This is a genomic window from Actinomycetospora sp. CA-084318 (assembly GCF_050955885.1).
Classification (GTDB): Bacteria; Actinomycetota; Actinomycetes; order Mycobacteriales; family Pseudonocardiaceae; genus Actinomycetospora.
The window spans coordinates 218488-243043 of the sequence record NZ_CP192098.1; the positions used below are offsets into that span (position 1 = coordinate 218488).

Below are 24556 nucleotides of genomic sequence, written 5' to 3' on the forward strand. Positions count from 1 at the left end.
CCTCCTCGTCACACGCCTCCTGCGCGGCGACCCCGCCACGGTAGGCGGCCCGTCGGAACCCACGGCGGGCGGGGCGCGGCGCGCACGGTGCGTGACCAGGGGAGATCGCTCCGCGACCGGCGCACGGCCCACTCCACCGGGGAGGGTCGCGCACCGCTCGGACGGGTCGGATCGGGGCGCGGCGCGAGCCGGAGTCGTCACGGTCCGTGCCGACGTCACCCGGCTCGCGGACAGCGACCGGACGGCGGTCGCTCGATCCACTGAATGGCCTATCAGGATTCGGACGAGCCGTGCCGTTCCACAGGTCGAGCGCAGCGGTCGACCCGATCGGGGCGCTCGGTCGGGGAGCACGGGGTCTCAGGAGGCAGCACGATGGGAACGCTGACGTCACTCACGTCGCGGGTGTCCAGTGCGCACGGAGCGGCGGCGGAGCCGACCCGGGTCTCCTCGCTCCGCACGACGCCGCTGGTGGCGGTGCCGCTCGCGGCCGACGGTGCCCTCGCGGCGTCGCCGGTCGGCTTCCGGACGCCCGGTGCGGGGAGCGGGACCGTCCTCCCGCTCCCTCGGACCCGGGGAACCGCGCCGGTGCCCGCCCTGCCCGCCGTCGAGCCGACGGCCGGCCGCCCGACCGGCACCGAGCCGTCGTCGGCCAGCAAGCCGCAGGACATCGCCCAGCTGACCGGGCTGCGCTTCGTCGCGGCCGTGTGGGTGCTGCTGCTGCACGCCTCGTACATCCCCGGCGACGTGTTCGCGCGCTGGACCGCCCCGATCGCGCCGATCGTCGCGGCCGGGCCGCTCGGGGTGGATCTGTTCTTCGTGCTCTCCGGGCTGGTGCTGACCCGCTCGTACCTCGCGCGGATGGGGGCCCGGCCGTCGGTCGGTGGGACGGCCCGGTTCCTGCGCGCGCGGATCGCCCGGGTGTGGCCGCTGTACGCGGTGGTCACGGTGGCGTTCGGGCTCTGGTGCTCGGCGCGCCTGGTGTTCGGCAGCGACGGGATCGTGGCCTGGCAGAACCCGCAGCCCTCGCTCGGCCCGCTCGGCTGGATCCGGCAGCTGACGATGACCCAGATGTGGACCTCGTCGGGCATCGAGGGCGTCTCGTTCGTGCTGCCGGCGTGGTCGGTGAGCGCCGAGTGGCTCGCCTACCTGTGCTTCCCGCTGCTGGTCCTCGCGGCGTGGCGGGTCCGCTCGTGGCCGTTGCCGGTGCTGGCGGTGCTCGCGGTGCTCGCCGCCTCGCCGGTCGCGGTGGTCCCGTTGGTGACGGCGGGTGCCGGGGAGTCGGGCGCGTGGGTCTGGCTGCTGCGCATCGGGGGCGGGTTCACCGCCGGGATGCTGACGTGGCTCGTGGTGGACCGGCTGCCGCGGACGCCCGTCGTCGAGCTCTGGGCCGGTCGCGTGGTGCTGGCCGTGCTCGCCGAGACGGTGCTGGTGGCGTACTGGGCGGCCTCGGCACCGGCGTCCGCGGCGATCCCCGCGGCCGACCGGCTGTGGCTCGCCGTCCCGATGTTCCCGGTGCTGCTCGGCGCGCTGTGCGTAGCCCGGGGCCGGATCGTGGACTGGCTGTCCTCGCCGCGCCTGCAGCACGGCGGCCGGATCTCCTACGCGATCTACCTGGTGCACTTCCCGCTGATCGAGATCACGGTCGTGGCGATGACGCGGTTCCCGGCGCTGGCCCCGAACTCCTCGCTCGCGGCCCTGGCGATCCCGCACGTCCTCGTCGGGTCGGTGCTCCTGGCCCACCTGGCGTACCGGTGGATCGAGGAGCCGATGAGGCTTCGCCTCGTGAGTACTAGTCCGCGTCCTGGCACGGATTAGTACTCACAGGGCGGAGCCACCACACCGCGATCCCGTCCATGTGTGCGCGGACGGTGTCGAGCGGGTCGTCCGGGCTCACCGGGAACGCCTTAAGCGCCCACGGCACGGTCATCGCCGCGAGGTAGGCCTGCACCACCGGCGCACCCTCGTCGGCGCCGATCCGCTCCGCGCGCACCGGCACGTCGCCGTCCGCGGAGCGCAGCGTCGCCTCGGGGTGGGCGAGGAGGTTCTGCGCCCAGTCGCGGGACGGGTCCGGCGTGACGAGGTGGTCGCGGCCGCCGTGGCGCACGACGGCGAGCGGGGTGCGGCGGGGCTCCCCGCTGGTCCGGCCGCGCGTCTCGACGACGCGCAGCGCGTACGCGTCCTCGGCGGGCTCCTCGGCGGGGGCGGCGAGCAGCCGCTCGACCATCTGACGGTTCATGGCACGGGCGTCGACCATGCCCGCAGTGTGCGCTGCCGCGCAGGTGAGCAGAAAGTGGGGCTATAGGCCCACTTTCTGCTCACATGAGCGGAGCTCACACGGGCAGGCGCCGGAAGATCGGCCGCGGGATGTGGCGGAGCACGCTCATCACGTACCGGAACTGCGGCGGCGCCCAGACCAGCTCGCGGCCCTTCGTCACCGCGCCGACCGTGATCTCGGCGACCTGCTCCGGCGTCGTCGCGAGCGGCGCCGAGTCCATGCCCGCCGTCATCTTCGTCTTCACGAAGCCGGGGCGGACGATCGTCACGCCGATCCCGTCGCCGCGCAGCGCCTCGGTGAGGCCGGTGTAGAAGGCGTCCATGCCGGCCTTGGTGGAGCCGTAGACGAAGTTGGAGCGGCGGGCGCGCTCGCCGGCCACCGACGACAGCGCGACGATGCGGCCGTGTCCCTGCCGCCGGAACTCGGCGGCGAGGGCGACGCCGACCGACACGGTGGCCACGTAGTTCACCTCGGCGAGCTCGACGGCCACGTCGATGTCCTGCCACGCCTTCTCCTGGTCGCCCAGGAGCCCGAACGCCACGACGGCGATGTCGATGTCGCCGCCGGCGAACGCCTTGCGCACGGCCTCGGTGTGCACCGCGGCGTCCTTGGCGTCGAACTCGACGGTCTCCACGTGGCCGCCGGCGCGCTCGAGGCGGGCGGCGGCGTCGGCCAGGCGCGGCGACTGGCGCCCGGCCAGGACGACCCGCACCGGCCCGTCGGCGAGGTAGCGCTCGGCGATCGCGAGCCCGATCTCGGAGGTGCCCCCGAGCAGGAGCAGGGAGGACGGGTGTCCGACGGCGTCGATCATGATGCTCCTAGCTGGTCAGGGCGAGCCGGCGCGACATGTCCGAGGCGAACACGCCCTCCGGGTCGGCGGCGTCGCGCACCTTGCGCCACTCGTCGAGCCGCGGGTACATCGCGGCGAACGTGGCGGCGTCGGTGCGGGAGTCCTTGGCGGTGTAGAGCCGGCCGCCCATCGCGAGGACGCGGCGGTCCAGGTCGCGGCAGAAGCGCCCGAGGCCGTCGACGATCGGGAAGTCGACGCAGATGTTCCAGCCGGGCATGGGGAACGACAGGGGCGCCCGGTTCCCCTCGCCGAACTTCTTGAACACGTTGAGGAAGGAGACGTGCCCGGACGCCGCGATGTCGGCGATGATCGAGCGGAACTCCGCCTCCGCGGCCAGCGGGACGATGAACTGGTACTGCAGGAAGCCCTTCGAGCCGTAAGCCCGGTTCCAGTCCCCGAAGAGGTCCAGCGGGTGGTAGAAGGCCGTCAGGTTCTGGATCTGGCCGCGCTTGTTCTTCGTCTTCCGGTAGTACAGCTCGCCGATCAGCGAGAACGTCGCCTTGTTGGCCAGGCCGTTCGGGAAGACGTCGGGCAGCGTCGCCAGCTGCGGGGCGTCGAACTTCAGCGGGTCGCGCCGCAGCTTCTCCGGCAGCTCGTCGAGCGTCGCGAGCGACCCCCGACCGAGCGCGGCCCGACCGAGCGAAGGCCCGGTGGAGATGGAGTCGAACCAGGCCGAGGAGTAGTCGTAGGCCTCGTCGGACCCGTCGGAGAACCGCTCGATCGTCTCGTCGAGGTTCGCGGTGCGCTCGGTGTCGGCGACGAAGTAGGCGGTCTCGGTCTTCGTCATGCGCACCGTCGCGCGCAGGATGATCCCGGTCAGGCCGATCCCGCCGACGGTCGCCCAGAACAGCTCCGACTCGGGGCCCTCGGGCTCCAGTCGCCGGATCTCGCCGGTGCCGGTGAGCAGGTCCATCGCGACGACGTGGTTGCCGAAGCTGCCGTGCGAGTGGTGGTTCTTGCCGTGGATGTCGCTGGCGATCGCCCCGCCGATGGTCACCTGGCGGGTGCCGGGCAGCACCGGGACCCACAGGCCGAAGGGCAGCGCGACCTTCATCAGCGTGTCCAGCGAGACGCCGGCGTCGACGTCGACCAGCCCGCTCTCCGCGTCGATCGCGTGCACCCGGTTCCGGGACGTCATGTCGACGACGAGCCCGCCGGCGTTGACCGCGGGGTCGCCGTACGAGCGGCCGAGGCCCCGCGGGATGACACCGCGCGGACCCGCCGTCGTGACCGCCTCGGCGAGCTGGACGTCGGAGGTGACCTCGTCGCCGGAGAGCACGGTCGCCCGGCTCGGGGCGGTGCGGGCCCATCCGACCAGGGTCTTCACGGTGCGAGCCATCGACGTCGAGGCTAGCGCGCGGGCTCGCGCGCCCCGTCCGGAGGTACGTCAGCGCGGGCAGGCAGGGACCGGCGCCGGCATGAACCGGTCGACCGCGCGGCTCGCGCGAGGCACGGCCAGGACACGGACGCCGACGAACCAGGCGAGCACCGGCACGATCCCGGGGACCTGCGCGAACAGCCCCGTCATCGCGACCTCCGGGGTCGACGAGCCGTACACGACGACGACCCGCAGGACGGCCTCGAGGAGCAGGACCACCCCCAACGACGCCGTCATCCACCGCTCGACCCGTCGGAACGCAGCGTCGTGCTCCCAGGCCGCCTCGAAGGCCGCCGCCCGGACGGGGTCGCCGCCGGCCGCCATCGGCTTCGTCGCGTCCAGCATGAGCGGGCGCCCCCGGACGCAGGTGACGAGCGCGGCCACCCCGGCGACCGCGGTGTAGACGGCGGGCCGGGCCAGGAGGAAGCGGGGATCGTCGCTGACGAGTGTGACCACGACCGAGGCCACGATCTCGGCCAGGACCAGCAGCGCGGCCCCGTCCAGGCGTCGACCGTCGGAGAGCAGCGAGTGCACCACGGGGACCACGACGACGACGCCGGCCGCCGCGGCGGCCACCACGTCGGGAACACCGGCTGCCGCCAGCCCGGCCAGCAGCGCCAGGGCGAGCACCACCGCGCCAAGTACGGCCGCCGCCCGGCGATCGGCCCGCCACGCCTCGAGACGCCCGAGCGCGACCTTCCCGCCGACCAGCACCCCCGCCGCGCTCAGGGCGAGGAAACTCGAGACCCCCACGGCGGTCAGGGCCAGGGTGACCACAAGGGGCACGACGACATCGGTCGCCAGGTCGACGAGCGCGAGCCCGACGATCCGCACCTTCACGGGGTTCATGCACAGCTCCAGTCCGTAAGAATCTTAGCCGTTAAGCTAATGAGCCGGTGAGTTACAGTCAACTCCGTGGCGAACGAAGACCCGACCCTGCTGGGTCGCGAATTCACGGCGGCCGTGGTGCTGTTCCACGAGGCCGTCGGGCAGGCCCTCGGGCTCTCGGCGGCCGACCGGAAGTGCCTGGACGTCCTCGACCGCCTGGGCGCGGTGAGCGCCGGACGCATCGCGCAGGAGACCGGCCTGACGACGGGCGCGATCACGGGCATGATCGACCGGCTCGAGCGGGCCGGGTACGTCGAGCGGCGGCCGAACCCCGACGACCGACGCAGCGTTCTCGTCGTGCTGCGCCCGGACACCCCTCGCGACGAGGTGCTGCCGACGGTCTTCGGCCCACTCGGACAGGACATGGCCGAGCTCGCGACCCGGTTCACCGCCGACGAGCTCGCGTCAATCGGCCGCTACCTGGGCGCGACCACGGAGATCCTGAAGCGGCACACCGCCCGGGTGGTCAGCTCTCCCCGATCGAGAGCGGACCGGGCGTAGCGAACCCGCTGTGGGAGACCTCGCGCGAGGTCACCTGCGGCGCGACCAGCGGCGTCGTCGGGACCCAGCGCTCGAGGCTCGCGATGTCGGTCAGCGGCAGGCCCGGCAGGTAGACCGCGTAGCGGACCTGCCGGACCAGCGCCCGCGCGGTCAGCCACGGGCCGCCCTGCGAGGCGGTGTAGCTGATGTAGCCGGACTCCGCCTCGCTGCGTGCGTCGGTGGAGACCCGCCAGCCGGGGAGCTCGGCGACGCCGTCGCGCAGCGTCGGGAACGGGGTGCACGGGAAGAGGAACGCGCCGGGCCAGTCGACGGCGGCGGGCGTGCCGGGGAGCAGGACGTCGTTCCACGGCACGAGGCGGGCGATCCGCGGCACCGAGAAGCCCTGGTCGAGCGGGGTGTCACGCCGGCTGACCAGCCGGATCGCGGTGTGGTCGGCCGAGAGCGCCGGGTCGAGGCGCAGGTCGCGCGAGCGCGGGGCGTTGACGCTCGCCGACTCCGCGTACTGCGTCGCGCCCTCGTCGAGCGGGACCCGGGTGATCGCGCCGGCGGTGTCCCGGAGTTCTGCGACGACGTCGCCGGCCGCGACCGGACCGGTCAGGGTCACGACGACGGGCCCGGGCGGGCCCGGCTCCTCGCCCGGCGGGTACGTCGCGGTGTCGCGGCCGGGGAGGCGGTACCAGCCCGTCGTCACGTCGGGCCCACGCCAGCCGGGGAGGTCGGCGCCGGCCATGCTCGGGCCGTCGGGACCCGTCGTCGGGAGGGCGCCGGGACCGTCGGCCGGGAGCAGCCCGGCGAGTGGGTCGCGCTCGACGCGGAGCCGGTCGGCGATGCCGCACGAGCGGCCCGTCAACGACGCGATCGAGTCCGAGGCCAGGGTGTACGAGTCCCGTCGCTGGTACGCGGTCCGCGCGAATGAGAGCACCTCGATCGCGACCACCAGGACGACGACGCCGATCGCGAGTCCGGGCGCCCACTCCGTGGCAGGAAAGCGTCGTTGCTGTCGTCCAGTGACAGGTTCGCCACGTTCTCGCAGCGCCAGGACCGCCAGGACGACCGCCACGACCGCACCGACCACCAGGACCGCGTCGGCGAAGCGCACGCCGCCGAGCTGCGGCGACAGTGTCGACCAGGTGATCGCGTAGCTCGAGATCCAGTGCCACTGGTTGTAGCCCGCGAGCGTCAGCCCCGAGACGCCCGCGGCCACCGCGACCCCGACGGACGCACGCCGGAGCCGACGCTCCTCGTCGTCGGGAAGAGAGCGCCGCCAGGCGTCCAGGGCGAGCAGCGTGGTGGCCGTGCCGAGGACGGCGAACGCGCCGAAGTGGTGGGTCCACTTCGTCGGGGTGAAGGCGAGCGAGACCAGCGAGAGCAGCGTGACCACGACGACCCGGCGGCTCGTGCCGGTCAGCCGGTCCCGGGCGCCGAACGCCAGTGCGGCGAACGCCAGGACGAGCAGCAGGACCGGGGCCCGGCGCCCGAGATTGCCCTCCGCGTCGCCGACGGTGAGCAGCGAGGCGTAGCGGACGTACTCGTCGGTCCAGGGCCGGTCGCCGCCGATCAGCGTGCGGACGCCGACGGAGTCGAGCACGGAGGCCCAGGTCTGATCGGCGTAGACCACGACGAGGGTGAGGCCGAGGGCGGCGATCCCGACGACCAGCGTGGCCGGCTTCAGCAGGGGACGGAGCGCTGCCAGCCCGACGAGCAGCGGCACGAAGGCCATGAGGCCGGTCGGGGTGACCGCGAGCGTGACTCCGGCGATCGCCAGCGCGCCGACCAGGGCGACGGCGCTCGACCGCTCGATCGCCCGCTCCACCAGCACGAACACGAGCGCCGACCCGACGAGCACCCACGGCTCGGGCCGGACGCCGAGGTCGTAGGGCAGCCACCAGGCGAGGTAGACGACCCCGGCCAGCAGCGGCATCGACGGGGCCGTGAGCCGCGGCAGCACCGAGCGGGTCAGCAGGAACCAGCCGACGATCCCGAGCACCGTCGCGGGCAGGCGCAGCCAGAACGGCGCCGGGTCGACGCCGGCGATCACCGCCAGGACCTCGTAGAACCAGCCGAACGGGGTCTCCGGGGAGTTCAGCCAGCGGAAGACGGTGCCGACCTGCCCGTTCTGCCCGAGCGAGCGCACGATCCCGGCGATGTAGCCGTCGTCGACCGTCAACGGCCCGATCACCTGCCACAGCAGGAGGCCCCCGACGACGCCGAGGTCGGCGATGCGGGCGCGCGGGCCTCCCGACGATGTGGGTTTCCTGTCACTGGGTGCACGCAGTGACGCATTGCTGGCACCGGAGGTGCCACGGGGACGGAGCCGCCACAGCGCGCCCAGTGCCACCAGGAACGCGAGCACCGCCACGACCCCGAGCGCGACCTTCCACCCGCTCGCGGTCGTCTGGAACCGGGTGTCGCCGACCGCCGAGAAGCTCAGCCCCGCCGAGGTCGTCGCACCCGTGAACGCCCCGGCCACGGCGGGGCGCACGTCCCCGTCCGCCCGGGCCACCTCGCGACCGTCGACGGTGAGCGTGGTGGCCGCGATCGACGAGTCGATCCGGAGTGTCCCGGCCGGCACCGGCGCGAACGTCCGTCCGCCCGAGGTCACCTCGGCCCCGTCGGCGTCCGTCCGCACCGTCAGCCCCTGGATGGGCTCGGCGAGCGGGTCGGTCACCGGCGGGGCGGTGCTGAACAGCACCGTGCCCGGGGCGGCCGCCCGGATCGCGTCGGCCGACACGGAGACGACGAGCGACTGCGGCTGGTAGGGCAGCATCGGGATCGCCGCGCCGGTGGGTGTGGTCGACGTCGGCCACGCGTACGTGACCACCGGCTGGCTTACCGGCGCGAACGGGAACGCCACCGCCGCGAGCACCGAGACGATGCCCGCGACGAGGGCGATCCACCTAGCCGAGGTACTCACGCCCGGAGTACGCCTCCGTGGCGAGGGTCGGGAACCGGGTCAGGCCGCTGCGGGACACCGAGCCGACGGTCAGGTCGTAATCGTCGGTCGGATGGTCATAGACGATCCGGTCGACGTTGCCCCACTGCAGCGTGGGCGGGCCGCCCGGCGTCACGGTGGAGTAGATCCGCACCGTCGCCCAGGTCCGCTCGGACTGCACCATCGTGCCGCCCCACGACTCGTAGGTCGGGTTCGTGAGGATGAAGTCCGGCGTGTTCTCCGCGGCCTGCAGGCGCACGACCGGGGTCGGGGCGATGCCGTGCTGGACTGCCACCTGGTTCACGCACGGCCACAGCACCGCGGAGAGCTGGTCGGCGAAGACCGGCGGGCCGGTGCCCGGTCCGTTGCCGTAGGTGTCCGGGCCGGTCAGCGACTGCACCGGCTGCATCGCCGCGAGGTGCGGCGGCGCGACGGCGAGGGCGGTGTCCGGGCCGGCGACGCGGTCCTCGGCGACCAGACGCACCGCGGTCGGCCGCTCGCCGGGGAGCAGGACGGGGACCTCCTGCCACTGCCGCGCGGTCAGCCCGTTCGCCGGGTTGACGGTCACCGCGGTGGTGCGGGTTGGTGCCGCGGCCGGGCCGTAGCCGAACTCGAGGACGATCCGCTGCTGGTCGGGGTCGTTGCCCGCCACCGGCACCACGACGTGCGTCGCGGTGGACTCGGCGGGCACCGGGTACCAGCCCGTCGTCAGCGTGCCGAGGCCCGTGCCCTGCTGCGGGAGGTTCGGGTCGCTGGTCACCGCGTCGTGCCACATCGCCGGTCCCGTCCCGCCGGGCGCGGGCCCGGGCGGCGGCACCGGGGCCTCGTCGGGACCGCCGTTGCCGGGCTCGGTCAGGGCGAAGTCCCCGGTCCCGACGGCGGGTGTGAGCGGCGCGCCGAGGTCGGCGGGGGTCCGCTGCATCACCTCGACGGAGTTCGACAGCTGGCACGGCCGCCCCGCGAGGGCCTGCAGCTGCGCGCCCGCCACCGACCAGCCCGGCGCCTGGATCACCGGCGCGTAGACCATCACCGCGACCATCAGCAGCGCGGTCATCACGACCGACGGCACGAGCACCGCCCGGTCGGGCGTGATGCCGAACGTGGGCCTGCGGTTCCGTCGGCGCCACGCCACGAACAGCGCGGCCGCGAGGGCGAGCCCCACCCACCACCAGAACTGCCGCAGGTAGAGCGGCCCGATGTGCGGCGCGAGCTGCTCCATGTCGAGCATCGACAGGTCGGGGTCGAGGTGCTTGCCGAACGGCTGGCCGCGGTCGGAGTAGGGCTTCCAGACGTTCGGCCCGGCGAACCCGAGCACCGTCGCCCCGGTGAGCAGCGCGACCCCGGCCCCGGTGACCAGCGCGCCCGGCCGCCGCGGCAGCGGCGTCTGGAGCATCGCGAGCGTCAGCAGCAGCGTCCCCGGCGCGGCGATCGCGCCGAAGTGGTTGACCCACTTCGTCGGGCCGAGCGCGAGCAGGAACAGCGCGACCGCCGTCGTCACCGCGGTGGAGAGCGTGTAGGCGTGCAGCGGTCCGTCGCTGCGGCCCCGGCGCCCGGAGCCGATCGACACGATCACGAGCAGGACCACGGTGAGCAGCACCGGGAGCCGACGGCCCCAGGTCCCGGTCTCGATGAGCGTCCGGTAGTGCGCCCACTCCTCGTACCAGGGGAAGGTCACGTAGTACCAGGAGTGCACGCCCGTGGCCTCGATGACGTCGCCCAGGGTCGCGTCGCCGAATCCCACGGGGATCGCGATCGTCCCCGCCGCGATCACCGCGCCGACGACGCCGAGCCGCGTCCGCCAGCTCGTCGTCCGCAGCCACCGGAAGAGCCAGGGGAGGGTCACGACGACGGGTGCGGCCGACACCAGGCCCGACGGCGAGATGGTCACCGACAGCGCCGCGAGCGCCGTCGCCGGGATCAGCGGTCCGACGGCGTCCCGCTTCCGCGCGATCTCGGCGAGCAGGAGCACGCCGGCGAACACCGGGACGATGAACACCTCGGGCCGCAGCGCCATGCCGTAGGGCAGGAACCAGGCGAGGTGCGCGGCGAGCAGCGTCCAGGGCACCCAGCGGCGACGTTCGATGCGCCCGAGCGCCGTGGCGAGCACCCCGCGCAGCAGGAACCAGGTCAGCAGGCCGAGCAGCAGGGGCAGGACCCGCATCCACAGCAGGCCCCAGCCGGGCATGCCGAGCCAGTTCCCGACCGACCCCCACATCGACATCAGGTACTGGCTGCCGACGAACGGGTTCTCCGTCGCGTCGAACATGTAGATCTGGTTGCCGACGTACCCCGTCGCCCCGGCGTTGCGGGCCATGAGCAGGTACCAGGAGTCGTCGTTCTGCAGCGGGCTGAGCACCACCCAGGCCGCGCTGACCACCCCGACCGCGACGTCCGCGCCGTGGAACCGGGGCCGCACGAACCCGCGGTCGTTCCGGCCCCACCAGCGCCGCGCGGCGAGCACGATCGTCGCGGCGAGCGCCAGGACGTGCAGGATCAGCAGCGTCAGCTTGAGCCCGGACGGAACGCTCGAGTAGCGGTCGTCGGGATGGATCGTCGCGGCCAGCCCGGGCGTGCCGGGGGCGTCGGTGGCGAGCTCGGCGACCTGCGGGGCCTGGCCGGGCGCGGCGTAGAGCTGCTGGCCGTCACGGGTCAGCGTCGTCGTCGTGCCGTCGTTGACGTAGCGGTAGACGCACGGCGTGAGGGGGAGGACCTCGTCGACCAGGGTGGCGCCGTCGCTCGTGACCGTGACCCGGCCGCCCGAGTTCGAGACGGTGAGGCCGCGGCCCGGGGTACCGGCGCTCGCGGGCTGCGTGCGCAGCGCGTCGCCGCCGCCGCGCAGGGCCTGGCACGGGACCTCGGCCGTCATCGCGAGCGGGCGGTAGGGGACCAGCGGCACGCTCGTGGATGTGGCCGGCTGCCCGGCCTTCGGCCAGCTGACCACCGGGTCGTCCGCGGAGACCGGCGCGAACGGGATCGCGACGCCCAGCAGCACGGTCACCGCCGCGAGCGCCGCGAGGAACCAACCGGAACGGATCGTCCGCCGTGAGGGGGGCTGGCGGGGATCGTCCTCCGTGACGCGCACGGGGGTGTCCTCGACGACGGCCATGAGCACGAACGGTATCGACGGTGCGGTGACGGATCGGTGGGGGAGGGTCCCTACCATCGACAGGCGTGAGCGTCGAGGAGAACGTCGGTCCCGCGGAGGCGGCGGTCGCGCCGGCCGCGCTGGGCCTGAAGGCGCAGCTCGTGCGCTTCGTGCTGATCGGCGGGTTCGCGGCGTGCGTGGACCTCGGCGTCTACCAGCTGCTCCTGGCCCTCGGGGTGTGGGCGCCCCTGGCCAAGGGTGTGTCGTTCATCCTCGGCACGACGACCGCCTACCTGCTGAACCGCCGCTTCACGTTCGCCGCGTCCTCCGGCGGCGGGGCGAAGTTCCTGGGCTTCGTGGCGCTGTACGGCTCGACGTTCGCCGCCAACGTCGCGGTGAACTCCCTCGTCCTGCACCTGCTCGACGCGCCGACGGTGAACCCGCCGCTCCTGTCGTCGTTCCTGGCGTGGGTGATCGCCCAGGCCTGCGCGACGACGATCAACTTCGTCGTCATGAAGTGGGTGCTCTTCAGGAGCTGACGCATGTGAGTACTCATCCGTGCCGGAACACGGATCAGTACCCACAGGCAGGGCACCTCCGGAGCTCCCCTCTCCAGCCCAGCTGCGTCATCCGGCGGGCGAGGAGAGCGGCGGTCCGGCAGGCGTCACCGACCTCCTCGGTGCCGAAGGTGAGTCGGGCACGCCCCTCGAGCTCGGCGGCGTTGTCCCGTTGACGGTCGGCGTGGGCGGTGCGGCGATTCGCGTGGAACCGCCAGCCGTCGAGGCGCGCCGTGAGGGTGCCGAGCGGCAGCTCCCACTCGTGGTCCTCGATGCGCCGCCTGCCCTCCACGATCCGGGGCACCTGCCGGACACCGTGGGGGAGACCGTGGGCGGTGAGGACGTCGTTCGAGAAGTCCGCCTCGAGCGTCGACTCCACTCCCTCCACCAGCAGCTTCGCCGCTGCCAGCAGGGCCTTGCCGTAGCGACGCGGTGGTCGCTCCGTCAGCTCCTCGAGGAGCTTCGACCCGTCCACTCGCCGCGCGGCAGCGCCCGCCGTGAGGACCCGCATCGCCTCTCGGGCACTCGGCGCGTCGACGGCGAGGTCGACGAGGGTCCGGGTCTTCGTCGTCACCGGCGGGTCGGCGTCCGCCACGACGTAGCGGTAGGCGCGGCTCCGGTGCACGATCACGCCGGCGCAGCCACGAGCCGAGGACGTGTAGGGCACCGTCACGTGCACCGGGCCGTCGTCGGGACAGCCCGGGAAGCCCCACAGTGCTCCGGCCGAGACGTGGCTGAGGGCGGCCGGGCCGCGGATGAACAGCAGCGCGGCCCGACGACGCGCGTGCGGGGACAGCTCGCCGCTGAACAGGGCGTACACGCCGTGGAGCACCGGCACCCATCGCCGGGCGGCCACGTTGGCCTCGATCATCTCGTCGGTCATGCCGTGGCCGAGCATCTGCGCACGGGTGAGCAGGTTGTCCTGACCGGCCGCGATCTCCAGCAGTTCCGCCCTCACACGGGCTTGGAGTCCCGCGAGCGGCGATCGGTTCCAGGTGCGATGCCTGTGAGTACTAATCCGTGCCAGAACACGGATTAGTACTCACGGGACGAAGTCACCTCTCCGGCGACGGGATCCCCGGCGGCGGATCGCCGATCTCGCCCTCGCTGTGGTTGCCCCACACGGTCTTCTCACCGTGCACGACCTGCGGCGCCACGGTGCCCGGCGCGTACGGCTCCAGGGCCTCGATGCGGCCCCAGTCCAGGGACGCCTCACCCTCGAGGTAGGCCGGGACGTCCTGCTGGCGCTCCAGCACCTCGATCCAGCCCATGGGCCCGCCGGCCGACGGCTGGGACCAGGTCTCGCCGCCGATCCGGAACTGCGAGGCGTCGGCGATGAGCCGGTAGGTGGGCACCTCGGCGATGCCGTCGGCCACGTCGAAGGGCCGCAGACACGGCGACGCGAACTGCACCGGCCACTCGAGGTAGCCCGGCTGCGTCCCGACCGCCTGCGTGAACGGCACCAGCTTCGGCCCGCGCATCGGGGCGACCGCGATCCAGCCGTCGGGGCCGAGGGAGCGGTCCTGGGCGACGAGGCGGACCTCGTCGGCGGTCGCGCCCTTCGTCGTCGACAGGTTGACCTTGATCTCCCGCCACGGCGGCTCGTTGCCGCTGCCGCCGCCGAGCTGGTCGGAGCCCAGGATCTGGATGCGGCCGTCGGGGAAGCGCTTCGCGTACTGCAGGAACAGCGAGTTCCCGCCGTCCAGGCGTCCGGCCACCGAGATCACCAGCGGTGTGGTCCCGTTGCGCAGCGACTCGTCCACCGACTGCCACGGCGTGCGCAGCGTCCCGGTCGCCCGCCCCTCGGGGTCGAACGTGCCCAGGACCTGCGAGGACAGGTCGTTGCGCAGCGTGTACTCGTAGCCCGACACGCCGGTCCCGCCGCCGGTGGGCGGCACGGCGTCCTCGGCGTGGAAGCCCTCGTTGACCGGGTTCGGGTCGACCAGCTGCGCGAGCGGGCTCGACGCCGGCACCGTGTCCGGCGGCAGCGGCGCGGGCTGCTGGCCGGGCGCCAGCGGCACCTGCGGCGCCACGATCGGCAGCACCCCGCGCGCCGAGGGCACGACCCCGGTGAACGGCGGCGCGACCGGCAGGATCCCCGAGGCCGGGCTGCCCTCGACACGGACGTGGTCGGCCAGCCCGCACGACGACGAGAAGGCGTTGCGCAGCACGTCACCGCCGAGCGAGAAGCTGTCCCACTGCTTGTCGATCGCCTTGCCCATCGACGCCATCTGGAACAGCACGAGCGCCCCGCAGATCACCGCGATCGGCGCCGACCCGAGCCGCAGCGCCCGGGCGCGTCGCTCCACCGCACTCGCGGACCGCGATCCCCGCAGCCTGCGCACGCGATCGCGCAGTGGCGCCGAGGCCGTCGTCAGGAGGGAGCTCTTTCCCGACGACGGGTCGCGCCGTTCCTCCGGGACCCCCCGGAGGTGCTCGATGGCCGCGACGACGAGGAAGACCGCCGCGACCCCGAGGAGCAGCGTGGAGGCCTGGTGGCCGTCGTAGGAGGGCGGCTTGTCGTTCCAGGGGACGCCCCAGTTGTTCGTGTACCACCACGTGTTCGGGCCGGTGAAGGCCAGCGCGAGGGTCGCGAAGACCGCGGCGAGGAACAGCGAGCGGTTACGGCGGGAGCGCAGCACGTCCGACGAGGTCGCCAGCGCGGTCAGCGCCGCCATCCCCGAGCCGAGCGCGGCGAACGCGCCGAAGTGGTGGGTCCACTTCGTCGGGGTCAGCGCGAGGACGAGGAAGCCGAGCAGGGTGGTGCCGATGAGTCGCTGCGAGGGGCCGAGCGCCGCGCCCTTGATGCGGTTGCGGCGCAGCAGCACGACGAGGCACACGACGAGCCCGAGGATCAGCAGCAGCACCGGGGCCCGGCGTTCCAGCGAGCCGTCCGCGGAGACCGAGAACAGCGACTCGTAGCGGACCACCTCCTGGTACCAGGTGTAGTTCGGCCCCAGCAGGAAGCGGACCCGGTTGGCCTCCATCACCGCGGCGTAGGTCTGGTCGGCGAACACCGCCACCAGCACGATCAGCCCCGAGGACAGGATCGGCAGCAGCACCGGCAGCCAGCCGAGGCGACGGACCCGCTCCTGCACGAGCCGGAACAGCGGCCGGGCGGCGGCGAGGAACGGGGCGACCGCCATGAGGCCGGTCGGGGTCGCGGCGAGGGCGAACGCGGCGGCGACGAGGCCGAGGGCGACCGGCGCGAGCCGGCGGGTGGCCACCGCCCGCTCCACCGAGCAGAACGCCAGCAGCGCGGAGATGACGGCGACGGGCTCGGGGCGCAGGCCGTTGTTGAACGGCAGCCAGAACATCAGGAAGACCATCGCGGCGGCCCAGCCGGCGGCCTTGGAGCGCCGGACCTGCTGGCCGAGGCGTGGCAGCATCTCGCGGCTGATCAGCAGCCAGGAGACGATGCCCATGAACACCGAGGGCAGGCGCATCCACAGCACGGTGTCGCTGACCTGCACCCAGACCGCGTACAGCTCGTAGAACCAGCCGAACGGCGCCTCGGGGACGTTGAACCAGCGGTAGTAGTTGCCGATGTAGCCGGCGCTCTCGCGGGCCCGGGCGATCCCGAGGATGTACCCGTCGTCGGAGGTCTGGGAGCCGATGACCGCCCAGACCGCGAGCCCGGCGACCACCACGCCGTCCCGCCAGGTCGGGATCCACCAGCGCCGCGGGGCCAGCCGCGGGGCCCGGCGGCCGGCGCGGGTGTCGAGCACGTGCAGCGCCCACACCGCGCCGAGGAAGCACAGGATCGCGAGGATGCCCGCGGCGGTCTTGAGCTCCGTCGCGGTCGTCTGGAAGCGGGTGTCCGGGGTGATCGAGACGCTGGTGCCGGCGACCGGGTCGCGGTTCTGGTCGAGGTCGGAGTAGATGCCGACGACCTGCGGGCGGAAGTCGCCGCCGAGCACCGTGTCGGCGCCCGCGCCGAGGTTGATCACGGTCTCGGAGAAGTCCGAGGTGATCGTGACGTTGCAGGGGCCGCCGGGGATCGGCTCCTGCGCGGCCTGCTGGCCGCGGTCGGCGACGGTGAGCTGCCCGTCGTCGACGAACAGCTGCATCCCCACCTGGTTGCCCTGCGGCGAGAGCGGTGGCGTCGTGGAGAGCACGGTCGCGCGCTGGGTGGCGCGGGCGTCGAGGCTGCGGATGGCCGCGCACGGGATCGTGGCGGTCATCGACTCCGGGCGGAACGCCACGAGCGGCGCGTCGACCGAGCGGGTGCCGGTGGTCGCGCTGGGCCACTGGATCGTCGCCGTGTCCTGCACCACCGGCAGGAACGGGTAGACGAGCGCCAGCACCGAGCCGAGCCCGCCGAGCAGGATCGCGATCCAGCGCCACCGGCGCAGCACGCGCTCGTCGTCCCGTCCCGACGCCGGGTCGGGGCGGGTGCCGTTGCTCGTGCTGCGGGTGGTCGGCGGGACCGAGTCCGAGGTCAGCACGGGGTGCGTCCTGACATGGTGGGGGGAACCTCCAGGGGGAGCGGAGCGGAGCTCATGCCCGGCGGAACTTCTCGCGACGACCGAGCCGGACCAGGCGCAGCCACTCGCGCAGCGCCGTCGGGTCGCGTCGTTCGACGAGGAAGTACCAGCCGAACCGCAGGTGCTCGATGGCGCCCAGCTTGCGCAGCCCGGGCTGCGCGAGCAGGTAGCCGCGGTTGCGGTAGGTGTAGTAGCGCTTGGTGGCGTCGCCCGGGTCCTGGGCGTGCAGCCGACCGCCGAGCATCGGTTTGAACTCGTCGGACCCGTCGGGGTGGACGTAGGCCGTCGTCAGGCACGTGCCGTAGGGAAGCCCGGAGCGCATGAGGCGGCGGTGCAGTTCGACCTCGTCGCCCCGCACGAACAGGCGAAGATCGGGCACGCCCACCACATCGAGTGTCTCGGCGCGGAAGAGCGCGCCGTTGAACAGGTGGGCGATCCCGGGCATCAGCTCGCCGTCGCCGAACCCGTCGAGGTCGCTGCGGCGACGCACCCAGGTCAGGCCGCGGCGCAGCGGGAAGGCCAGCCGCTGCGGGTCGGCGGCGTCGGCGATCACCGGGGAGACCTCGGCGAGCCCGCGCCGCTCCGCCACCTCGAGCAGCGTCGCGAGGACGTGCTCGTCGGCCGGGCGGCCGTCGTCGTCGGCCATCCAGAGCCAGTCCGCGCCGGCGGCGAGGGCGGTCAGCATGCCGAGCGCGTAGCCGCCGGCGCCGCCGAGGTTGTGGTGCGAGGGCAGGTAGGTCACCGGCAGCCCGCAGGACTCGACGACCTCGCGGGTCTTCTCGTCCGGCCCGTTGTCCACGACGACGAGGTGGTCCGGACGGCGGGTCTGGGCGGCGATGACGGCGAGGCCGTCCGCGAGCAGCTCCGGGCGGTGGCGGGTGACGACGACCGCGTGCACGCTGCCGGTCACGGGCGGACCTCGCCGGTCGCGTCCGCCCCGATCCGCTTGAGGGTCTCCGGGCTCAGGGTCTCGAAGAGGTCGCGGCCCTTGTAGTGGCTCACCACCTCGCGCAGGGAGCCCTGCTCCTTGATCTCCCCGGTGTCCATCCAGATCGCGGTGTCGCAGAGCTCGACGAGGAACTCGTCGGAGTGCGAGGCGAAGACGAGCATCCCGGAGCGGCTGACGAGGTCGCGCAGACGGTCGCGGGCCTTCTCCAGGAACGCGGCGTCGACCGCGCCGATGCCCTCGTCGAGGATGAGGATCTCGGGGTCGATGGAGGTGACGACGCCGAGCGCGAGCCGCACCCGCATGCCCGTCGAGTAGGTGCGCAGCGGCATCCGCAGGTAGTCGCCGAGCTCGGTGAACTCGGCGATCTCGTCGACGCGGCGCTCCATCTCCTTGCGCGTCATGCCGAGGAAGAGGCCGCGGATGAGGATGTTCTCCAGGCCGGAGATCTCCGGGTCCATCCCGACGGCGAGGTCGAAGACCGGGGCGACCCGGCCCCGGATCCGGGCGCGGCCCCGGGTCGGTTCGTAGATGCCGGCGAGCAGGCGCAGCAGCGTGGACTTGCCGGCGCCGTTGTGCCCGACGAGGCCGACCCGGTCGCCCTGGCGCAGGTGCAGGTCGATGTCGCGCAGCGCCTCGACCACGGGCACCTTCGCGTCGGTGATCCGTCCGCCCGCGCGCCCGAGGACGGACTTCTTCAGGCTGCGGTTCTTCGCGTCGAAGATCGGGAAGTCGACGCTCGCGCCCTGGACATCGATCGAGACCATGTGTGTCACACCCAGTACGCGACGCGCGAGCGGTAGTTGCGGAGCGCGATCAGGGCCAGCGCCCAGCCGACCACGGTGATCACACCGACGACCGCCCAGTGCGTCCAGCTCTGCACCTGACCGACCAGCGGGGCCCGGAAGATCTCGATGAAGTGGTAGAAGGGGTTGAGCCGCGCCAGCTGTTCCACCAGGGCCTTCGTGCTCCCCGGGGCTCCGCCGGCGAGCAGGTCCGGGGTCCAGATGATCGGCGTCATGGTGAAGAAGAGCTGCATGAAGCTCGAGACCACCGGCGGGATGTCGCGGAACCGCGTGGCGATGATGCCGAAGAGCAGCGTCACCCAGAGGCCGTTCGCGACGATGACGACGAAGGCCGGGATGGCGAGCAGCGCCGTCCAGGACAGGCCGGGGTGCAGGATGCCCGGCGTCCCGTCGCTCAGCTTGTTGATCATCCGGTACGGCTCGTCGAGCTGGCCGAAGAAGATGGCCAGCACGATGAGGTAGACGACCACGTTGTGCGCGAAGAACAGCACCTGGCGCCACACCGTGCGGAACACGTAGATCATCAGCGGGGCCGGCAGGAACCGGATGAGGCCCTCGTTGGCGATGAAGGTCTCGGTCCCCTCCAGCACGCAGGCGCTGATGAAGTACCAGATCATGAAGCCGACGGTCACGTACGGCATGAACGTGCCGATCGGCTGGCCGAAGAGCTGGGAGTAGAGCCCGCCCAGCGCCGCGGCCGTCACGGCCATGCTGATGGTGATCCACAGCGGGCCGATCGTGGAGCGCCGGTAGCGCTGCTTGATGTCCTGCCAGCCGAGGTGCCCCCACAGCTCACGCTGCGCGATCGCCTGGCGGATGTCGCCGAAGGCGCGTCGCCACGATCGGGGCGACGCCCCGTGGAGGTCGGCCCCCGCGGCGTCGTCGTCCGACGGATCGTCGGCGCCGGGACGCGCGAGTGCAGGGACGGCCACGGGCGGTGAGCGTACCTACCGTCACGTGAGGCCCCGGATGGCAGCCCTCAGAGGTACTGGCCGGTCGTCCCCCCGGTGCCGCCCGCCCCGCCGGCGCCCGCGGGCAGGCCGCGGCGCATCTGCTCGAGCTGCATGCGGGCCGCCATCTGCTGGGCGACCAGGGCCGTCTGGATGCCGTGGAAGAGTCCCTCGAGCCAGCCGACCAGCTGAGCCTGCGCGATCCGGAGCTCACCGTCGGTGGGGGTGTCGTCCCCCTCGAACGGGGCGATGATGCGGGCCAGCTCCTCGCGCAGCTCGGGCGAGAGGGCCGACTCGAGCTCCGCGAGGCTCGACGCGTGGATCTCCTTCAGCCGACGACGGCTGGCGTCGTCGAGCTCGGTGGCCCGCACCTCCTCGAGGAGCTGCTTGATCATCGTGCCGATCCGCATGACCTTCGCCGGCTCCTCGACCGCCGACGACAGGTCCTCGCGCTCGCCGTCGCTCTCCTCGACGGCGTCGCCGCGCTCGCCGGAGGGCATGCGCACGGTGCCGACGGGCCGGCCGTCGGCGCCGACGATCATCACCTGGTCACCCTCGGAGGCGCCGGACGAGTCGCTGGGCTGGTCGCTCATGGCCGCCATCCTGGCGGATCCGCGGCGACCCCGTCGTGGCAGCGAAGCGTCGTTGCCGTCATCCAGTGGCAGTGACGCCACTCCGTCAGGCGAACGGTCCGGATTGCACCGGTCGAGCCCCCTGCCGACCAGGACCCTCCGCCGGTCGAGCGCCGGACGGACCGGGCTCGGCTACCGGACGGAGCCGCCGTACCGTGCCGGAGCATGACGGTGGACGTCGCTCGGGTCCGGGGCCAGGTCCCCGCACTCGGTGACGGCTGGGTCCACCTCGACGCGCCGGCCGGGATGCAGGTGCCCGAGCAGGTGGCGACCGCGGTGTCCTCGGCGCTGCGCGCGCCGGTCTCCCCGCCGGGCTCGGTCTTCCCGGCCTCGCAGCGCGGCGGCGCGATCGTCGACGCCGCCCGCCGCGCGGTGGCCGACCTCGTCGGCGCCGACCCCAAGGGCGTCGTGCTCGGCGCGTCGGCGGCGTCGTTGCTCGAGCGGCTGGCCGACACCCTGTCCTCGCAGTGGTCGCTGGGCGACGAGGTCGTGGTCTCCCGGCTCGACGACCGCGCGAACGTGCTGCCCTGGACGCGGGCGTGCTCGCGGGCCGGCACGGCGGTGCGCTGGGCCGAGGTGGACATCGAGACCTGCGAGCTCCCGAGCTGGCAGTACGACGACCTGCTCGGCGAGCGCACGCGCGTCGTCACCGTCACCGCCGCCTGCGGCCACCTCGGCACCCGCACCGAGATCGCCGCGATCGCGCGCAAGGTGCACGCCCTGCCGGCCCCCGCGTCGGGCATCGAGCCGCTGATGGTCGTGGACGCCTCGGCGGCCGCGCCCTACCTGCCGCTGGACCTGGAGACGATGGGCGCCGACGTCATGGTGCTCTCCGCGGCGGCCTGGGGCGGCCCGTCGGTCGGCGCCCTGGTGTTCCGGCAGCCCGAGCTGCTCGACCGGCTGCCCGCCGTGTCCTTCGACGCCGCCGCGCGCGGGCCCGAACGGCTCGAGGTGGGCGACGCCCCGGTCGCGCTGCTGGCCGGGCTCGCCGCGTCGGTCGACCACCTCGCCGAGCTCGACGACCGCGCCCGCGGCTCCCGGCGCGACCGGGTGCTCACCTCGATGTCGTCGCTGCGGGCCCACCACGACGAGCTGACGACCTACCTCGTCCAGGAACTCCGCTACCTGCCCGGCGTCACCGTGATCGGCGACCCGGCGCGGCGGATCCCCACCGTCGCCTTCGTCGTCGCCGGGCGCACCGCGCAGGAGGTCGCCGAGCGCGTCGCCGACCGGGGCGTCTGCGTCCTGATCGACCCCGGCGACCAGGGCGCGCTCGAGGTCATCGGCGGCGCCGAGATCGGCGGCGTCGTCAAGATCGGCCTGGCGCACTACACCTCGCGCGCGGACGTGAACGCGTTGCTGGAGGCGTTGTCGCGGATGTGAGCCCTCCCCCCTCGTGACAGCAAAGCGTCGTTGCTGTCGTCCAGTGGCAGGAGGGCCACATCGTCACGACGCCGGCGGCACCTCGAGCAGGATCTTCCCGACGACGCCGCCGTCGTCCATGAGCTGATGGGCGCGGGCCGCCTCCTGGACCGGGATGCGCTCGTGCACGATCGGGCGCACCCGGCCCGACTCCACCAGCGGCCACAGGTCCGTCCGCACCGCCGCGACGATGGCGCCCTTGCCGTCGGGCCCGTCCACCGGCCGGCCGCGCAGCGACGTGGCGGCCACCGAGAGCCGGCGGGTCAGCATCTTGGCCAGGTTGATCTCGCCCTTGGCGCCGCCCATGAGGCCGATGATCACCATGCGGCCGCCGGGCGCCATCGCGTCGAGGTTGGCGTCGAGGTTCCGCGCGCCGATGTGGTCGAGGACGACGTCGGCGCCGCGTCCGTCGGTGGCCTCCTTGACCAGCTCGACCAGGTCACCGTGGTAGTCCAGCGCCGCGTCGGCGCCGAGGTCGCGGCAGAGCTGCAGGCGGTCGTCGTGCCCCGCCGTCGCGAGGACCGTCGCGCCGAGGGCCTTCCCGACCTGGATGGCGTGCGTGCCGATCCCGCCGCTCCCGCCGTGGACGAGCAGCGTCTGGCCGGAGCGCAGACCCGCCGTCAGGACCAGGTTCGACCAGACCGTGCACGCCACCTCGGGCAGCCCGCCCGCGTCCTCGAGCGAGACCCCGGCGGGAATCGGCAGCAGCTGCGCCGTGGGCACCGCGACCTTCTGCGCGTAGCCGCCGCCGGCGAGCAGGGCGCACGCCTCGTCGCCGACGTTCCAGCCGCTCACGCCCGGCCCGACCGCGCTCACGCGGCCGGAGCACTCCAGGCCGGGCAGCTGCGACGCCCCGGGCGGCGGCGGGTAGTTGCCCTGCCGCTGCATGACGTCGGCGCGGTTGATCCCCGCGGAGACCACGTCGAGGACCACCTCGCCCGTCCCGGGTTCGGGGTCGGGCTGCTCGGTCCACTCGAGGACCTCGGGTCCGCCGGGCTCACGGATGGCGATGCCGTACACGACGGCGGACGCTAGTGGCCCGGGCGCGGCGACGCAGAAGGACGATCCTCGACGCGACCTGCGTCTAGGATGGCGGTATGTCCACCTCGGAGGAGCCGCGCTGGCTCGACGCCGAGGAGTGGCGTGCCTGGCGGAACTTCATCGCCGGGCAGGCGCTCCTGCTCGGCCGGCTGGGTCGTGAGCTCTCCGACCAGCACGATCTCGCGTTCGCCGACTACGAGATCCTCGTCCGGCTCTCCGAGAAGGCCGACCACCGCCAGCGGATGACCTCGCTCGCCGAGGAGGTCGTCGCGTCGAAATCGCGCCTGTCGCACCAGGTCGCGCGGCTCGAGGGGCAGGGCCTGGTCCGCCGCGAGGTGTGCGACTCCGACGGCCGCGGCGTCTTCGCCGTCCTCACCCCCGAGGGGTTCGCTCGCCTGGAGAAGGCGGCGCCGGACCATCTCCGTGGCGTCCGGGAGCACTTCGTCGACCTGCTCGACGAGGACGAGCGCCGCGTCATGGGCGACGTGATGGAGCGCATCGTCGCGAAGCTGCGTCCGTAGGAGCCTCTTCCCGACGACGGGTCGGGCCGGATCGGGCGGCGAGACGTCACCCATGCGTCCCGCAGGTGGGCCGGCGGACCGATGGGTGACGCCTCGGCGCCCGTCCTGCCGCGCCTCGCGCGCCGGTGGCCCCTACCCTGACCCGCGGAAGCGTGGCAGAGCGGCCGATTGCATCCGCCTTGAAAGCGGACGTCCAGCGATGGACCGGGGGTTCGAATCCCCCCGCTTCCGCACTCTCCTACGCTGAACGGCCGTGACGATCGAGAACACGGGCGTCGCTCTGGCTCGCCGGGCCGCGGAAGCACTCGAGGCGCTCGACCAGCACGGCCCGCACCTGCGTCCGCCGGGCAGCGACCGCTTCGGGTGGACCGCAGACGTGCTCGACGAGCTGGCGCGCGTCGCCGCTCTGCTCGGCCGCGCCGTGGACCACGCCTCCGGCGACGTGTGCCCGGCGGTCGGCCGCGAGACCCAGGAGCTGGTCGACGCGATCGTGGCCCACCGCAACACGATGCTGCAGCCGGCCCGGCACGCCGCCGCCGACGTCCGCGCGGCGCTCGACGACCGCACCCGACGCGTCTACGGTCCGTCGACCCGGACCTGACCTCACGACGCCGCGATCCCCCGCAGTGCCAGGTCGATCCCGGCGAGAAACTGCTCGCGGTCGTCGTGGTGGCGCATCTGGTCGCCGATCTCGCGGGTGAACGAGAACTCCTCGGGATCCAGCTCCTCCCACGCCGTCGCCACGGCGTCGAGGAACTCCTCGCGGTTCCCGACCGACGGCGCGGCCTGCGCGTTCGCCGCGTTCTGCGCGGCGGCGCCCAGGATGTACTGCACCAGCACCGTCGTCGTGACGAACCAGTCGGCGCGCGGCACGCCGAGGGCCCGGACCTGACGACCGACCGCCTCGAGGATGCGCGGGCTCGACGCCTGCCCGAGGCCGGACGAGAGCCGTGCCGCCACCCACGGGTGCTCGTCGACGGCGTCGAAGAGCCCGAGCGCGACGGCCCGGAGCCGGTCCTCCGGCGACCCGGACGCGGGTTCCTCCGCCAAGGCCCGCCCGACGACCGCGTCGGCGGCCGCGACCAGCAGCTCGTCCTTGTTCGCCACGTGCCAGTAGATCGCCCCGGGTCCGGTGGCCAGGCGCTCGGCCAGCACGCGGAAGGTCAGCCCGCTCTCGCCGGCCGCGTCGAGGACCTCGACGGCCGTCGACACGATCTGGTCGCGGGAGAGCGATTCGGTACGCCGGGGCACCCGGTCATCTTGACACGCCTGGAACGTCGTTCCA

At 73.3% G+C, this 24556-nt stretch carries 20 protein-coding genes and 1 tRNA gene; 7 read left to right on the top strand and 14 right to left on the bottom strand.

What is annotated here, in order from left to right:
- Window positions 1-372: 372 nt before the first annotated feature.
- Window positions 373-1815, top strand: coding sequence for an acyltransferase family protein (locus ACQPYX_RS01060; RefSeq protein WP_433801066.1), 1443 nt, complete (start codon window positions 373-375; stop codon window positions 1813-1815).
- On the opposite strand, the gene ACQPYX_RS01065 is transcribed toward ACQPYX_RS01060, so the two are convergent.
- The 4 genes from ACQPYX_RS01065 to ACQPYX_RS01080 form a co-directional block, all read right to left on the bottom strand.
- Window positions 1790-2254 carry a nitroreductase family deazaflavin-dependent oxidoreductase gene (locus ACQPYX_RS01065; RefSeq protein ID WP_433801067.1) on the bottom strand — a complete coding sequence of 155 codons (465 nt, stop codon included), beginning with the start codon at window positions 2252-2254 and terminating at the stop codon, window positions 1790-1792. The two genes, ACQPYX_RS01060 and ACQPYX_RS01065, sit on opposite strands and share 26 nt — an antisense overlap.
- Before the next feature lie 76 nt (window positions 2255-2330).
- Complete coding sequence (locus ACQPYX_RS01070; RefSeq protein WP_433801068.1) at window positions 2331-3086, bottom strand: decaprenylphospho-beta-D-erythro-pentofuranosid-2-ulose 2-reductase; 756 nt, start codon at window positions 3084-3086, stop codon at window positions 2331-2333.
- Between the two features lie 7 nt (window positions 3087-3093).
- Complete coding sequence (locus ACQPYX_RS01075) at window positions 3094-4464, bottom strand: FAD-binding protein (protein WP_433801069.1); 1371 nt, start codon at window positions 4462-4464, stop codon at window positions 3094-3096.
- Window positions 4465-4512: 48 nt separating this feature from the next.
- Window positions 4513-5352 carry a VC0807 family protein gene (locus ACQPYX_RS01080; protein ID WP_433801070.1) on the bottom strand — a complete coding sequence of 280 codons (840 nt, stop codon included), beginning with the start codon at window positions 5350-5352 and terminating at the stop codon, window positions 4513-4515.
- A 66-nt stretch (window positions 5353-5418) separates the two neighbouring features.
- On the opposite strand from ACQPYX_RS01080, the gene ACQPYX_RS01085 reads away from it, so the two are divergent.
- Window positions 5419-5892: a MarR family winged helix-turn-helix transcriptional regulator gene (locus ACQPYX_RS01085; protein ID WP_433801071.1), complete on the top strand. Its 474-nt coding sequence runs from the start codon at window positions 5419-5421 to the stop codon at window positions 5890-5892.
- Here ACQPYX_RS01085 and ACQPYX_RS01090 read toward each other — a convergent pair.
- Window positions 5858-8806 carry an arabinosyltransferase domain-containing protein gene (locus ACQPYX_RS01090; RefSeq protein ID WP_433801072.1) on the bottom strand — a complete coding sequence of 983 codons (2949 nt, stop codon included), beginning with the start codon at window positions 8804-8806 and terminating at the stop codon, window positions 5858-5860. The two genes, ACQPYX_RS01085 and ACQPYX_RS01090, sit on opposite strands and share 35 nt — an antisense overlap.
- Window positions 8790-11930 (bottom strand): arabinosyltransferase domain-containing protein, encoded by a 3141-nt coding sequence (locus ACQPYX_RS01095; protein WP_433801073.1) that lies wholly within the window; start codon window positions 11928-11930, stop codon window positions 8790-8792. Before ACQPYX_RS01095 ends, ACQPYX_RS01090 begins: the two co-directional genes overlap by 17 nt.
- 65 nt (window positions 11931-11995) lie before the next feature.
- On the opposite strand from ACQPYX_RS01095, the gene ACQPYX_RS01100 reads away from it, so the two are divergent.
- Window positions 11996-12448: a GtrA family protein gene (locus tag ACQPYX_RS01100; protein ID WP_433801074.1), complete on the top strand. Its 453-nt coding sequence runs from the start codon at window positions 11996-11998 to the stop codon at window positions 12446-12448.
- A gap of 34 nt (window positions 12449-12482) precedes the next feature.
- On the opposite strand, the gene ACQPYX_RS01105 is transcribed toward ACQPYX_RS01100, so the two are convergent.
- From ACQPYX_RS01105 to ACQPYX_RS01130, 6 genes are all read right to left on the bottom strand, one after another.
- Window positions 12483-13424 carry a hypothetical protein gene (locus ACQPYX_RS01105; protein ID WP_433801075.1) on the bottom strand — a complete coding sequence of 314 codons (942 nt, stop codon included), beginning with the start codon at window positions 13422-13424 and terminating at the stop codon, window positions 12483-12485.
- 97 nt (window positions 13425-13521) lie between these two features.
- A complete protein-coding gene (locus ACQPYX_RS01110) occupies window positions 13522-16914 on the bottom strand; it encodes an arabinosyltransferase domain-containing protein (RefSeq protein WP_433801076.1) in 3393 nt (1130 codons plus the stop codon).
- A 52-nt stretch (window positions 16915-16966) separates the two neighbouring features.
- Complete coding sequence (glfT1, locus tag ACQPYX_RS01115; RefSeq protein WP_433801077.1) at window positions 16967-17863, bottom strand: galactofuranosyltransferase GlfT1; 897 nt, start codon at window positions 17861-17863, stop codon at window positions 16967-16969.
- Window positions 17860-18666: a galactan export ABC transporter ATP-binding subunit Wzt/RfbE gene (gene wzt, locus ACQPYX_RS01120; RefSeq protein WP_433801078.1), complete on the bottom strand. Its 807-nt coding sequence runs from the start codon at window positions 18664-18666 to the stop codon at window positions 17860-17862. Before wzt ends, glfT1 begins: the two co-directional genes overlap by 4 nt.
- 5 nt (window positions 18667-18671) lie before the next feature.
- Window positions 18672-19637 carry a galactan export ABC transporter permease subunit Wzm/RfbD gene (gene wzm / locus ACQPYX_RS01125; protein ID WP_433801079.1) on the bottom strand — a complete coding sequence of 322 codons (966 nt, stop codon included), beginning with the start codon at window positions 19635-19637 and terminating at the stop codon, window positions 18672-18674.
- Window positions 19638-19684: 47 nt separating this feature from the next.
- Complete coding sequence (locus ACQPYX_RS01130) at window positions 19685-20248, bottom strand: bacterial proteasome activator family protein (protein WP_433801080.1); 564 nt, start codon at window positions 20246-20248, stop codon at window positions 19685-19687.
- A gap of 204 nt (window positions 20249-20452) precedes the next feature.
- Between ACQPYX_RS01130 and ACQPYX_RS01135 the strand changes: the two genes are divergently transcribed.
- A complete protein-coding gene (locus ACQPYX_RS01135) occupies window positions 20453-21670 on the top strand; it encodes a cysteine desulfurase-like protein (protein WP_433801081.1) in 1218 nt (405 codons plus the stop codon).
- A 63-nt stretch (window positions 21671-21733) separates the two neighbouring features.
- On the opposite strand, the gene ACQPYX_RS01140 is transcribed toward ACQPYX_RS01135, so the two are convergent.
- Window positions 21734-22729, bottom strand: coding sequence for an NAD(P)H-quinone oxidoreductase (locus tag ACQPYX_RS01140; RefSeq protein ID WP_433801082.1), 996 nt, complete (start codon window positions 22727-22729; stop codon window positions 21734-21736).
- Window positions 22730-22806: 77 nt separating this feature from the next.
- Here ACQPYX_RS01140 and ACQPYX_RS01145 point away from each other — a divergent pair, with 77 nt between their 5' ends.
- From ACQPYX_RS01145 to ACQPYX_RS01155, 3 genes are all read left to right on the top strand, one after another.
- Complete coding sequence (locus tag ACQPYX_RS01145; RefSeq protein ID WP_433801083.1) at window positions 22807-23271, top strand: MarR family winged helix-turn-helix transcriptional regulator; 465 nt, start codon at window positions 22807-22809, stop codon at window positions 23269-23271.
- 146 nt (window positions 23272-23417) lie between these two features.
- Window positions 23418-23502, top strand: a tRNA-Ser gene (locus ACQPYX_RS01150).
- Between the two features lie 22 nt (window positions 23503-23524).
- Entirely contained in the window at window positions 23525-23872 is a 348-nt protein-coding gene (locus ACQPYX_RS01155; protein ID WP_433801084.1) for a hypothetical protein, read from the top strand.
- A gap of 2 nt (window positions 23873-23874) precedes the next feature.
- Here ACQPYX_RS01155 and ACQPYX_RS01160 read toward each other — a convergent pair whose 3' ends face one another.
- Window positions 23875-24522 (bottom strand): TetR/AcrR family transcriptional regulator, encoded by a 648-nt coding sequence (locus tag ACQPYX_RS01160; protein WP_433801085.1) that lies wholly within the window; start codon window positions 24520-24522, stop codon window positions 23875-23877.
- Window positions 24523-24556: the final 34 nt, after the last annotated feature.

Bases quoted from the DNA above. Each gene is read 5' to 3' on its own strand.
- ACQPYX_RS01060 (WP_433801066.1), top strand. From the start codon at position 373: ATGGGAACGCTGACGTCACTCACGTCGCGGGTGTCCAGTGCGCACGGA.
- ACQPYX_RS01070 (WP_433801068.1), bottom strand. From the start codon at position 3,086: ATGATCGACGCCGTCGGACACCCGTCCTCCCTGCTCCTGCTCGGGGGC.
- ACQPYX_RS01095 (WP_433801073.1), bottom strand. From the start codon at position 11,930: ATGGCCGTCGTCGAGGACACCCCCGTGCGCGTCACGGAGGACGATCCC.
- ACQPYX_RS01145 (WP_433801083.1), top strand. From the start codon at position 22,807: ATGTCCACCTCGGAGGAGCCGCGCTGGCTCGACGCCGAGGAGTGGCGT.
- wzt (WP_433801078.1), bottom strand. From the start codon at position 18,666: ATGGTCTCGATCGATGTCCAGGGCGCGAGCGTCGACTTCCCGATCTTC.
- ACQPYX_RS01065 (WP_433801067.1), bottom strand. From the start codon at position 2,254: ATGGTCGACGCCCGTGCCATGAACCGTCAGATGGTCGAGCGGCTGCTC.
- ACQPYX_RS01135 (WP_433801081.1), top strand. From the start codon at position 20,453: ATGACGGTGGACGTCGCTCGGGTCCGGGGCCAGGTCCCCGCACTCGGT.
- ACQPYX_RS01130 (WP_433801080.1), bottom strand. From the start codon at position 20,248: ATGAGCGACCAGCCCAGCGACTCGTCCGGCGCCTCCGAGGGTGACCAG.
- ACQPYX_RS01075 (WP_433801069.1), bottom strand. From the start codon at position 4,464: ATGGCTCGCACCGTGAAGACCCTGGTCGGATGGGCCCGCACCGCCCCG.
- ACQPYX_RS01080 (WP_433801070.1), bottom strand. From the start codon at position 5,352: ATGAACCCCGTGAAGGTGCGGATCGTCGGGCTCGCGCTCGTCGACCTG.